11 protein-coding genes are annotated in these 12,554 nt (G+C 37.1%); 8 read left to right on the forward strand and 3 right to left on the reverse strand.

All coding sequences use genetic code 11. From position 1 onward, the window contains the following. Positions 1 to 34 precede the first annotated feature (34 nt). The 4 genes from amaP to OZZ83_RS00975 are packed head-to-tail and all read left to right on the forward strand — an operon-like array spanning position 35 to position 1,984. Complete coding sequence (gene amaP, locus OZZ83_RS00960) at positions 35 to 598, forward strand: alkaline shock response membrane anchor protein AmaP (protein WP_002306622.1); 564 nt, start codon at positions 35 to 37, stop codon at positions 596 to 598. 11 nt (positions 599 to 609) lie between these two features. Next, positions 610 to 798 (forward strand): DUF2273 domain-containing protein, encoded by a 189-nt coding sequence (locus OZZ83_RS00965; RefSeq protein ID WP_002291274.1) that lies wholly within the window; start codon positions 610 to 612, stop codon positions 796 to 798. Positions 799 to 810: 12 nt separating this feature from the next. Then, the gene (locus tag OZZ83_RS00970) at positions 811 to 1,710 is read left to right on the forward strand and encodes an Asp23/Gls24 family envelope stress response protein (RefSeq protein WP_002345122.1); all 900 of its coding nucleotides are present in this window, start codon (positions 811 to 813) and stop codon (positions 1,708 to 1,710) included. Between the two features lie 31 nt (positions 1,711 to 1,741). Continuing rightward, positions 1,742 to 1,984 carry a GlsB/YeaQ/YmgE family stress response membrane protein gene (locus OZZ83_RS00975; RefSeq protein WP_002291278.1) on the forward strand — a complete coding sequence of 81 codons (243 nt, stop codon included), beginning with the start codon at positions 1,742 to 1,744 and terminating at the stop codon, positions 1,982 to 1,984. A 287-nt stretch (positions 1,985 to 2,271) separates the two neighbouring features. Here OZZ83_RS00975 and OZZ83_RS00980 read toward each other — a convergent pair whose 3' ends face one another. Further along, positions 2,272 to 2,643 carry a hypothetical protein gene (locus OZZ83_RS00980; RefSeq protein WP_002306626.1) on the reverse strand — a complete coding sequence of 124 codons (372 nt, stop codon included), beginning with the start codon at positions 2,641 to 2,643 and terminating at the stop codon, positions 2,272 to 2,274. 611 nt (positions 2,644 to 3,254) lie between these two features. Between OZZ83_RS00980 and OZZ83_RS00985 the strand changes: the two genes are divergently transcribed. Together OZZ83_RS00985 and OZZ83_RS00990 are read left to right on the forward strand one after the other, a co-directional pair. Then, entirely contained in the window at positions 3,255 to 7,730 is a 4,476-nt protein-coding gene (locus OZZ83_RS00985; protein WP_002345121.1) for an LPXTG cell wall anchor domain-containing protein, read from the forward strand. A gap of 168 nt (positions 7,731 to 7,898) precedes the next feature. Continuing rightward, a complete protein-coding gene (locus tag OZZ83_RS00990; RefSeq protein ID WP_002306630.1) occupies positions 7,899 to 9,362 on the forward strand; it encodes a helix-turn-helix domain-containing protein in 1,464 nt (487 codons plus the stop codon). A gap of 121 nt (positions 9,363 to 9,483) precedes the next feature. Here the strand turns inward: OZZ83_RS00990 and OZZ83_RS00995 are convergent, their stop codons facing one another. After that, positions 9,484 to 9,717: a helix-turn-helix domain-containing protein gene (locus OZZ83_RS00995; protein ID WP_002306632.1), complete on the reverse strand. Its 234-nt coding sequence runs from the start codon at positions 9,715 to 9,717 to the stop codon at positions 9,484 to 9,486. Positions 9,718 to 9,725: 8 nt separating this feature from the next. Then, the gene (locus tag OZZ83_RS01000) at positions 9,726 to 10,199 is read right to left on the reverse strand and encodes a DUF2975 domain-containing protein (protein ID WP_325065996.1); all 474 of its coding nucleotides are present in this window, start codon (positions 10,197 to 10,199) and stop codon (positions 9,726 to 9,728) included. 310 nt (positions 10,200 to 10,509) lie between these two features. On the opposite strand from OZZ83_RS01000, the gene OZZ83_RS01005 reads away from it, so the two are divergent. Next, positions 10,510 to 11,787 carry a GHKL domain-containing protein gene (locus tag OZZ83_RS01005; protein WP_002309168.1) on the forward strand — a complete coding sequence of 426 codons (1,278 nt, stop codon included), beginning with the start codon at positions 10,510 to 10,512 and terminating at the stop codon, positions 11,785 to 11,787. A gap of 7 nt (positions 11,788 to 11,794) precedes the next feature. Then, positions 11,795 to 12,535: a LytR/AlgR family response regulator transcription factor gene (locus tag OZZ83_RS01010; protein ID WP_002306636.1), complete on the forward strand. Its 741-nt coding sequence runs from the start codon at positions 11,795 to 11,797 to the stop codon at positions 12,533 to 12,535. Positions 12,536 to 12,554: the final 19 nt, after the last annotated feature.

Raw genomic sequence — 12,554 nt, forward strand, 5'->3', positions numbered from 1 at the left:
GTTGATCGTTTCACCCCTATGAGGAGGTGCGAAAATGAATAAAGGAGTAAAAACGCTTGGAGTGATCGGAACGTTACTTTTGCTATCTATACTTTTGTTTGCGATACTATTAAGTGCAGCCTATCCACTGCCTTTTCAATTAGAGAAGTTTCGATTCTTTTCCATCACTAATTCATATGTGCAACAATATGTATTCTGGCTTGCTGTTGCATTTGCTATTTTGACGATTATCACGTTGCTTGTTTTCTTGTTTTATCCAAAAACGATCGGAACCTTTTTACTGAAACATGGTGATGGGGAGTTGACGTTGGATAAAAAAGCAATCGAAGGAATGGTTCGTTCTCACTTGCATGAAGATGAATTTATCCATTCACCAAAAGTAAATGTCAAAGCAACGAAAAACAAGATCGCCGTCAATGTAAAAGGGGAGTTGAAACGAACTTCAGCACTCATTGGTAAAACGGGAACATTGATGAAAGAAATCGAAAACGAAGTACAACACATATTAGGCACAAAAGAGTCAGTGAAAGTATCCGTGAAATACACAGGCTTTGAAGAACCAGCTAAACAAAGTAATGACCGCAAACGAGTAGAATAGGGGGGACCAAAATGAAAGAACTATTTTCGACATACAAGCTCCCTATCATCTTTGGGGTACTTGGGTTGATATTAGCCGTTTTATGGATAACCGTCGGCTTTTTCAAGACTTTATTGATCTTGATCATGGCCGCTATCGGTGTCGCTATCGGTTTTTATTTGAAACAAACGAAAATCTTAGATCACTATTTTAAATCTTAGGAGGAAACATCCATGAATAACAAAAATAATAATAACAATAAAATGAACAACCAAAAACCAGTGTCTGCACATCCAGACCCAACGACACCAAACCAATCAAATGGTGTGAACGATGAAAAGAACAAAACAGCACCAGTATCTGCACATCCAGATCCAGTCGTGCCAAATGTTCAACAAGGTGTAGAAGAAAAGAAACATGACGCAGAAAAACATGCGCCTCATCATCCCGGCTCTCCAGAATCTAAAGTTCCAGAACAACATGATGCAATCGATCCTTCTAAACCATTAGAGGAACAAAAGCACCCTTCTGATCATGCGAAAGCACAAGAAAAACTTGGTTCTGAACACTCAAATGGACAAGAAAAATTTGGTTCACAACATACAAATGACCAAGAAAACCATGGCTCTGAGCAGGAAGATTCGATGCGCGGTGAGTTGAATTATGAAGACAAAGTGGTGCAAAAAATCATTGGAATCGCAATTGAACAAGTAGACGGTTTATTATCTGCAAACGGTGGTTTCTTCTCTAATGTGGCAGGAAAACTTGTGAATACAGATAATGTAACGGCTGGGATCGAAACAGAAGTCGGTAAAAAACAAGTAGCAGTTGACATGGATATCATTGTGGAATATGGCAAAGATATCGAAAAAATCTTTGAAGAAATGCAAGAAGTAATCGGCAAAGAAGTAAAAAATATGACACACTTAGACGTCATCGAAGTTAACGCTAACGTAGTGGACATCAAAACAAAAGAAGAATTTGAAAAAGATCAAGAAACAGTGCAAGACAAAGTAACTGACGCAGCGAAAAAAACCGGTGAATTTGCTTCTAATCAAACAGATAAAGTAAAATCAGCAGCTGGAAGCGGCGTTGAAAAAGTAAAAGAAAATACAGAGCCACGCGTTCAGTAATAAGGAAGCAAAACATTAGGAGGAACGAAACATGGGATTTATTTGGTCACTTATCGTCGGAGGAATTATCGGAGCAATTGCAGGAGCAATCACGAATAAAGGTTCTTCGATGGGGATTATTGCAAATGTCGTAGCAGGTTTAGTTGGATCAGCACTTGGCCAAGCATTATTAGGTTCTTGGGGACCAAGTATTGCAGGAATGGCAATCGTACCATCATTGATTGGTGCCATCATTTTAGTACTGATTGTCTCATTTTTTGCTAGAAAACTGTAAAAAGACTTTTAATAAAAAGGTCGTGAAAAAGCTGTTCTGCATCAAGTAATAAGAACAACCAAACAAAAATAGCTTTTCATATTTTTCGTTTGGTTGGGCTTATTATCGAAGATGCAAGCTTTTTATTCGAAATAAGGGGCTGTGACAAGATTTTGTCATAGCCCCTTGTTTGTGTGGGTAAATTCCCAATTAGATTTTTAAAAGTTTTTTAAAGAAAAACCAGTATGTTGACCAGTTTTTCCTTAATTGTGTCTTTATTGATACAGAGAAGCTTTCTCCACCTTTTTTTAATAAAACAATGTCTCCCTAAATTTTCTTGAGAGAGGGAAGGTGAACATACAAAATAGTACGACCACTTGAAAGTCCCAGATGATCCACAAATGAATCGTATGATACTGATGAAGTAAAAAGCAATGGATCAGAAACTCAAAGAGATTGAAAAAGACAAGGAAGAAATAATATCTCTTTTTTACTCTTGTCTGTTTTAGCCAATAATAGCTCGTAAAGTAATCTAGACAAACAAATAGAAGTAAACAAAGTTTCGTAAGAGCAGTAATCGCATCATGTTGCTCAGCTAGACGATTGACGAGCAGAAAGAATGTTGGTAATGGAATATAGATCACGAGTAATGAAAGAAAAAAGTAAACGATGAATGGCATACTATTCCTCCTAATTGTGTGAATTCGTCCTCATTTTAAAATAACGATATTTGTTTGTGAAGCTTTTTCGTGTCGTAACAAATGTTATCTAATGTATTTTTAAATAAATAATCATTATTATCAAATTAACGTTAAAAAGAAAAATGAGTAGTGGATCGTTGTTATTCGAAACATTCTGTCAAAAACTCCATATTAAATGGTAAAAAGTGGCATTACATAATAGAAAGAACCCCTTTACAGTATAAATGTGGGAGTTTGCTCCCGCATAAAAACAAAAAGAAAGGAGTGGGAGACACCCAGTTACGATTATTGGGGAGAGAACTACATATTCAAAGATCGTAAGAAGGGGAACAGAAGCAATTCACGTACAATGCTGACCGTCAAGTTTGTCACAACAAATGATCGTTAGGTGTTTAGCAAAATCAATACTATTTGATCGATCAGACTTGTGTCAATTGAGCAAAAGCTACGGAGGTTAGAAACAAGCAAATCTATTTTTACACTATTTATTTATGTTTAAAACAAGAGAAAATAGCATACCTTCTTTGCTGACGGTTTAAAACAGATCGTTTTTGATCTGTATAGGAAAAATAAAGGAGGTAAAACGTTCATTGAAAAAAATAAAAAAGCTATTAACTAGTACACTATCTTTGGGACTGGTTCTAGGGAATATGGGCGGTACCGTAGTAGAAGCCGCCTCTGCCTTACATTCGATCGAATTACCAGTATTAAGGCAATTGCGCCCTCATGAAGAAAAAGAACAGGAAGAAACGAATGAAGAGGAAAACAAACCACGAGCATCTACCTTGCCACGATTACCCATAGAAACACAAGAAAAAGAAGAGTTACGAATGGAGAATGTCCTTCAGGAGTCACGACTAGCTAGATGGTCACGTGAAGAAATAGAAAAAGAAGCATTTAATTTTGCTGCACGTTTGACCGAATATAGGTTGAATGAGGCAATGAAAAAACATAATCATTCTTTTGTAAATGGGGAAATGATAGAAATTCATTTTGTACCAACTGTTGACGACATATTTAATACGCCCGAAGGTATTCGTCCCAGTTTTCCTTCTAATGCGCTTCATAACAATACAGTGGTTATCTGGCCCAATGGGGGTGTAACTATTGATAATTCTATTTCTTATACAGAAAGTGGGAATTGGAGATATGAATTGTCAACCCGTGGTGGCGCTAATGCAACTCAATCAATGACTCTAACTAGAATAGGAAATCAACAAAATTTAGGCACAGAAACTATGGGAATATGGATAGGCCTTTGGCTAAGTTTTAACAGCTCCGGCGCAGACTACGCAGAATCCGTAAAAACAATAAACTTCCTTTCTGCAGCACAAGCTATGGGAGACATCAAAGTCGAAGCAAAAACAGGTCCGCATTCTTTATGGGAAAATGATGCCCTTCCTGATCCTTCTGATTATGTGACGATTGATCGTAGTAATGTCAAATGGGATCTGAAGACAGAATGGGAAACTCCGCCTAGAATGGATATAGTAGGTACTCAAAATACTAGAATTAAAGTAACCGAAGATACTTCTGGCAGAACGACTACTGTAACTGTGCCGATCACGGTTCAGGATAGAGCACTACAAATCACTGGAAAGGCTGGTCCGCATTCCATTTACGTGAGCGAAGCAATCCCTAATCCTGCTGACTACTTTGAAGTGAGAGACCCTCTTGGACAGACCCATCAGTTAGAGTGGCTCGATGCTGATACGAGCTCAGTTGGTACGAAAACGTGGCGGGCAAAAGCAACGGCTGCTGATGGACGTGAAGCTACTGGTTCGATCACGATGGATATTCTTCCTCAACCAGAGTTAGAACTAAAATTGAAGGATGTAGAAGATCGACATCTCGGTGGAAATTATCCTGCACTTTCCTCTTCATTCCGTGAATATATCCAAGAAGCGACGATGGAAGGGCAAAGGCTTAATACAGCTGACTTAGAGTTTGTCGCCGCTGAATCAACAGAGCCAGATTCTTCTATCGTAGGAGAACAGGCGCTCAAACTGACTGTTCAAACGAGACACCCTGTTACAGGTCGAATGATCAAAGGAACAGCTGAAACAACAGTCAATATTCGTTGGGGCGACACGTTCTTATTGAAAGCCCATGATGGACGATCAGCTGGAGCATACGCTTTCCAGTTGAGGAATGGGAATAATGCTCGAATCGTGGCAACTCGAGGATTAGATTCTCCTCTCGATGAACGGATTGGTCTTGAAGATTCGTTGTATTACTCTATTGAGGTGCTACGAAATGACCGACAAGCTTATTACCATGAGGTGCCGGGGAGAGCTACTCTACAGCAAGTGATCACGACATTCGGAAATGGAAATGGATACCTTGATGTACAGTTGGGCGATATCATCAATATTCACCATCCACAAAAGAGTGCAGGAAGCTCAGTCTTGATGGTAGAAGAAGAAGAACAGGACTTCACTTACGGAACAGATAACGCCTATTATCGTGTCACAGCTTTCGGATTTGAACCACTTCCTGTACTCCCTGATCCGGCGATCCAACTGAAATTGAAGCCAATGGAAGAACGTACATTAGGAGAAACTTCTGCGTCACTGGCAAGTACGTTTAAAAATTATATCGAAGAAGCCACTTTTGAAGGGGAATCAGTTGCGATCGAGGATTTAGAATTCGTCGCAGCAGAATCGACAGAGCCGACGAATACGATTGCTGGCAAACAAGATATTCGGATCACGGTACAAGCGAAACACCCGATTTCTGGGGAGACGATCAAAGGAACAGCCGAAACATCGGTCAATTATCTTTGGGGAGATACATTCATGATCAAGTCAAGCGAAGGTGGCTCAGCAGGAGCTTATTCCTTACATCTAAGAAGTGGGAATGCAGCTAGATTAACCGTTACCAGTGGGTTGCCTTCAGCATTAGATGAACGGGTCGGTACGGAAGAATCGATGCACGCCTTGTATTATTCTTTGGAAGTCTTGAGAAACAATCAGTCAATCTACAATTATGAGGTACTTGGTAGAGGAACTCTGCGGCAAGTGATCAATAACTTTGGGAACGGGAATGGCTACTATGATGTACGATTGGATGATGTAATCAAGATCTATCACCCACAGAGATCACCGAACAGCTCAGTTGTCATGATCGATGAAGAAGAACGGGATTTCACTTATGATTCCGAATATGCTTATTACAGAGTGACTGCATTCGGACTAGAACCGATTCCAGTGATGGAAGCAGAAGGGACTTCGCAAACATTCTCTTTGAGGGAGGACGTCAGCACATTAGATGTCAAAGAACTAGTCAAAGATGTCACGATCAATCATCAAAGTATCTCAGAAGATCGTTACACGATCGAACAAGTGTCAGAGATTGACACAAGTACAACTGGAAAACGAACGACAAAAGTAAAGATTACGATGAATGATGGGTTAGCTGAAACCGAAATCGAAGTGCCTTATGAAGTACAGTGGGGAAGTACATTCGTTCTTCGAGGACTGGAAGAAATGACCGTCGGCGCGTTTAGTTTATTAAAAGAAGGCGATCAGTTAGCAATCCATGCTTCTCCTGGTTCAAGCAACACGGACTTGAATCGTCCAGTGAACAATCCGTTCGGCAGAGGAATCTATTATGCCATCGAAGTGCTTGAAAATGACACGCGAAAATACAACTATGAAGTAACAGGGAATACCTTGATCCGTCAAGCAGTAAACGGCTTCAACAACGGGCAGCCGTTAGCAGTCAATGTAGGAGATACCATCAAAGTCTATCACGCGGAGACACAAGGAAGAAATCTTCTGATGATGGATGAAATGGTCAGAGATTACACAGGTGGTTCTAATTATGCCTATTACAGAGTAACGGAAGAAGGATTCGAGCCATTTACAGATATCAAGGCTGATCCGATTTCACAAGAACTGCTGTTAGGACATGAGACGAATACAGTGAATCCGGCAGAATTGATCCAAAATGTGACATTCAACGGACGTCCGCTAACGAGTGATCTTTATACGGTGGAACAATTGTCTAACTTCGATACGACAACAGTGGGAGAAAAAGGGGTTCGTGTGAGAGTAAGCACGACTGATGGTACTGGGTTCACAGAAGTGAAGATCCCTTATGTAGTGAAATGGGGAAGTACGATCCGAGTCAAAAACAATGACGGCGCAACGATTGGCGCATTCAGTCTAATTAAACAGACAAATCCGAACAATCAGAATACTCAAATGATGATCCGAGCATCTCAAGGTGTGGCAAATACAGAGTTGTCCAAAGTAGTGCATGATTATTCCGATCGCTCGATTTATTATCAATTCGATGTGATGAACAAAGATAATACCACTAGCAGATTCACATATGATGTAACAGGAAACCGAACGATCGAACAAGCATTGTCTCGATTCAATAGTGGACAGCCATTGAATGTCAACGTAGGAGACATTGTCAGGATCTATCATACGAAAGAGTTTAGACGAAATATGTTGATGGAAGATGAGCAGGAGAAGAACTTCACTTACGGTTCTCAATATGCTTATTATGAAGTCACAGAATATGGGTTCGAACCAAGCGGGAAAATTGATGTAGAAGCTAATAAAGTAGAAATCCCACGAGGTGCAACGGATCTCGATCTTAAATCATTTATCAAAAATGTAAAAGTAAATGACAAGGTCATTCCAGAAAATCTTTATACAGTCTCTTTAAATTCTGAAATCGACACATCGACTCCTGGTCGGAACAATGTCGCAGTCAACGTGACGACTGACAGTTCTTATGGCGGTTTTTCAACAGAATTGAATATGCCGTATGAAGTACGTGATCACACGACGGAATCCAGTACGAATGAATCACAAAATAATAACACGAATAATGATGGAACAAGCGGCAGTACGGAACGAAATGAAGGAACGACACCAAGCATCCAAGATGATCCAACAACAAGTGCAGATAATGAATCTTCACTGAATATGCCACAAACCAATGCAACTAGGAATACTGCATGGACGTTGATTGGTATCGCGTTAGTAGCAGGCATAGGGACGATTGTTATGAGAAGAAAAGCAAAAGAGAAAGTTGAAAATCAATAACCGTTTTTTGCTTAAGTAAGAAAAAATAGTTCTCAAAGTTCCTATTCCTAAAACAGATAAACGATATAATATAATTAAAGGCACTCAATAAGGGAAACCGACATTGAGTGCTTTTACATTTATCTATCAGGATGTATCAAAAGAATTTTGTTAGAAAGGGGTGGAAACATGTTGAATCTTCTCTCAAAAAAATTACAACGTCAGTTGAATCTGTTAGAAATACTATTCGAGGAGGAACGTTGCCGTCTTAGTCAATTGGAAAAAAGATTGGCAAGTTCTGGAAAAACATTGCGGAACGATTTTATAGAAATCAATACATATTCTTCCGATATCCAAATCGTCACTGATCGGGATGCTGGTGTGACAGCTATATTTTCACCTGCTTTCACAAAAGATCATATTTATCAGATCGTGATCTCCCAATCTACTGAATATAAATATTTAGAAACCATACTGCTACATCCAAAAGAGAATTATTTAGAATTAGCAGAGTATCTGTTTATTTCAGAAAGTACATTGCGAAGAATCGTAAAGAAAACCCAATCAAAATTAAAAAAATACGATTTGAGGATCAAAGGGTTGACTCGGATTGTCGGAGAGGGTCAGGTGATCGACGGTCTTACAGCTCGTTTGCTGATGGAAAAGTATCCTTCTCCTGCTAGTATTTTTAATCGTTCTTTTAGCGAAGCAATTTATGACGTGGTTATCCTATTTTTAAAAGAAAATCAGCTGTATGAGGTAGCAAAAAATGATCCGAAAACCTTATGTTTTTTACATTTTTTTATTGCTTGTCGTATACAACGATTCAACAAAAATAAAATGGAAATGGAGCAAAAGAAAATCAGCTGTTTCACCTTTTCATTCTTGGAGAAAAATCACTTGAGCCATTTTTCTTTGCCATGGGAAGAAAAAATCTGGCAGTGGATATTTGATACAGAAGTCATCCATACTGCTTTGAAAATAAGAAATGCAAGCGAGCAAAGAAAGTATCATTTTTGTATCAGTAATTGTTTAATGACATGGATGGATTGCTTGGAAAAAAAATATCAGTTGGAATGTGAGAACAAAGATCTGATCGTTCAACGATGTAAAGAGATACTGACACAACCACGATTTCCAGAATATATCCTAAATGATCCAAGCCAGACAACGATAGTCGATCCGCCGATTTTAGCCTGTTTATATGAAGAACTGAAGGGCAGGATGGTTGATGACTGCAGAGAAAAAGGATACGTCATCCCTGAACTAGATTCATTTGTTCGCCATGCTATCTTAGAAATTCTTTTCGACTGGCCGTTATTGCTATCATACATTGAAGGGAAAGAAAATAAATTAAAAGCAGTGATAGTCATAAATACAAGAAAAAAACAGGCGGATTACATAGCAAAAAGATTGCAAAAAAAATTGGGAGACTATTATCAATTTAGTGTCATGCCAAACTTTAATCAGAAAGAAAAGAAATCATATCATCTAGATATCGACTGTATTATTACAAATGTAATGATTGATGATGAGACAAACATTCCGGTCTTCGGTATTTCTCTATTTCCAAATCAACGTGAGATCCAAAATCTTCTCCATTTTTATCAGGAGAAGTACCAAGTAGTAGAAGAAAAGTCTCTCTACGTGTAAATACGTATCTATAGACAACAGGATATTCCATCAAAATAAAATATCTGAGTAATAGATGTAATGACCGCTAAAGTTCTCGTACATCTATTATTCAGATTATTTTTTTACTGATTGTTATGTTTTATATTCCTTTTTTTGGTATAGGATCGGGGTCTTTTTGGTAACTTAATAAATCCCCCGGTTGACACTCTAATACTTCACAGATTTTTTCGAGGGTAGAAAAACGGATAGCTTTTGCTTTTCCGGTTTTTAGAATAGAGATATTTGCCATCGTAATACCCACTTTTTCACTCAATTCTGTTACACTCATCTTTTTTTGAGCCAATACTACATCTAGATTAACGATAATAGCCATGTCGCACCTCACACTGTCAAATCATGATCTGTCTTAAGTAAAATCGCGTGTTCGAGCAGATTTTCCAACACGCTTGTCAAAGTGTATACGGCAAAAGGAATGAATACGACAGCAATTCCTACCAACATCAAACCAGGAGCATCATCTAAATCAGTCACTTTCAAAAATTTAGGAAGCAAGCCGAAAAAGGCGAAGCCAATAATCAAAATCGTTCGTTCGATTTTTTTGAGAATGTCCAAGCTTTGATTGGAAAAGGCCTGGTTTTCTTCGATTTGTTTCAACAGTCTCAATAAGAAATAAGCAATAATAATCCCTAAGAGAAGGGCGAAGTAGATGACAGAAACGAATAAAGTCGTCTGCCAATCAAAAGTGAATCCTTTTTCGCTTGTAGCAATCTGAGTATAAAAAAGTATACCGAATAAAATAAATACGGCACTTATACCTAAAACAACAAACTTTAATAATAATGTTTTTAATTTCATTTTTATCCCTCTTTTATCTTTGATAGCTAAAATATAGCAGGATAATTATTGAAAAGCAATTAATTTTTATCGAAAAACAATAAATTTTTGCCTTTTTTAGCAAATGTGGTTTTATAGTATTTGAGAGTTTTAATTGAAGTTAGCCTTTGATTCTTTTTGATTTATAAGGAAACTTTTAAATATGTTATTTACAAATAGTTAGTAAACTATGTTACAATTTTTATGGGGAAAAACTTAAAAAATAAATTTTTTTATTCATAATTGCTGTTTATTTTGTTATGTAAAACATGCATAAAGTGAGGTTCTAAAATTGAATATTTTACAGTTAAGTTATTCTCTACTCATATCAGGGCAGCTGATGACGATGTTTGTTGGATTGGGCTATTTGAACAAGAAACTAAGAAATAAAAAGTATGCTTTATTATCAATCTTAGTTATCCTATTAATATCGGTGCTTTATCAATGGATAAATGTAATTGCCACTGGTTTGGTATGGCTAGTCATGTGTGCTCTCGTGATTTATCATGAAGAGACGCTTCAATCAGCTTTATTCTATGCTTCGTTATCTATTATCCTACTTATTTTTTCTAATTATCTGATTTACGTTATCTTAAAATCATTATCTATAATGATGAATGATTTGGGTATATGTTTTTTATCAATTATTTTATATTTATGTTTCGCATTTTATTTAAGGAATCATATATTAAAAAAAGTACCCCTTGAATCGATGGTATATGATATTAGTAAGTATACTGTTATTGCTACGTTTTTGATTTATTTCATTTTTCTTATGATTGAACGCTTTTCAGATTTAGACTGTTTCATGAAGGGTGCTCATGGGATCTTTATGCTGGCATATAGCCTTTTTGCTATTCTTATCAGCTTTTTAGCTGTTTATACAAAAAAGGCAGAATATAAAAGTAAAGAAGAAAAGAATCGAATGGAATATCTTATCGAATATAGTGAGCAAATCGAAAAAAGTTATATGGAAATACGCAAGTTCAAGCACGACTACAAAAACATACTAGTTTCTATGGAAAATTATATCCAAAGTAATGATATAGATGGGTTGAAACATTTTTTTTACTCCCACATCAAGGAAACTGGAACCCTTTTTGATCAGGAATTGTTAGAAATGTCACCGATAAGAAATCTTGAAGCCAAGGAAATAAAAAGCATCGTTTTGAGCAAGTTGTATCTAGCTCATGAAAAAGGAATAGAAATAGACGTAAATGTGCCACAAAAATTGGATTCTTTCCCCGTTCCTTCTATCATGCTAGTTCGGATGCTGGGGATCATACTAGATAATGCAGTTGAAGAATCTTCTATTATAGATAAGCCGAAAATCTTGTTTGCCGGATTGAGACAAGAAGAAGCGATAACCTTTATTATTGCCAATAAATGTCGTTCTGATATACCTGATTTACATGTATTAAAGAAAAAATCTTATTCATCAAAAGGGAAAGAACGTGGGATTGGTCTAAGCAATCTTGATGAATTAGTTCAGTTGAATAAAAATGTGTACTTAGATACTAAAATCGAAGAAGGACAGTTTATTCAAATACTGACCATTTGGGAGGGGTAGAATCTTTATGTTGAAAATTTTTGTTTGCGAAGATGACGGAACATTTAGATTAAAATTAGCAAAGATGATTCAAAATTATTTAATGATGCAAGATTATGACATCAAATTTCAAATGGATACCTCGGACCCTGAAGTGTTGCTTTCATATATACGTTCAAATAAAACAGAAGGCATCTATTTTTTAGATATTGACTTAAGTTCCAATATGAACGGAATCAATCTAGCCGCTACGATTAGAGAATACGATCCACTAGCAAAAATTATTTTTGTGACCAGTTACACGGATTTAGCTTATCTCACTTTTTTGTATAAAGTAGAAGCAATGGATTATATTGTGAAGGGGAACGATACACTGCTGCAAGAAAGCGTGACAAAATGTATCGATGTGGCTAACCAAAGATATCTTGATACAATTTTACCTACAAGAGAACAGATTCGTATTAAGAGTGGACCAATCAATACAAAATTGTTCGTAGACGAAATCTTGTTTTTTGAATCCAGTCCTGTTCCTCACAAAGTGATCGTTCATCTTGAAAATCGAATGCTAGAATATAATGGAAAAATCAAAGAGATCGAATCGTTTAGCCCGAGCTTTTACCGTTGCCATCAATCGTTTGTTGTAAATGTGGATAATATTTGTTCCATCAACAAGAAGGAAAGAACGATCCTTATGTCTAACGGAGAAAAGTGTCTTGTTTCCACCCGAAGTTTAAAAAAATTATTGATTGCATTTAGCAAAGGAGCGTGACGAATGTCACGTTCTTTTT

This window comes from Enterococcus sp. E5-162 (assembly GCF_035725965.1).
GTDB lineage: Bacteria > Bacillota > Bacilli > Lactobacillales > Enterococcaceae > Enterococcus_B > Enterococcus_B lactis.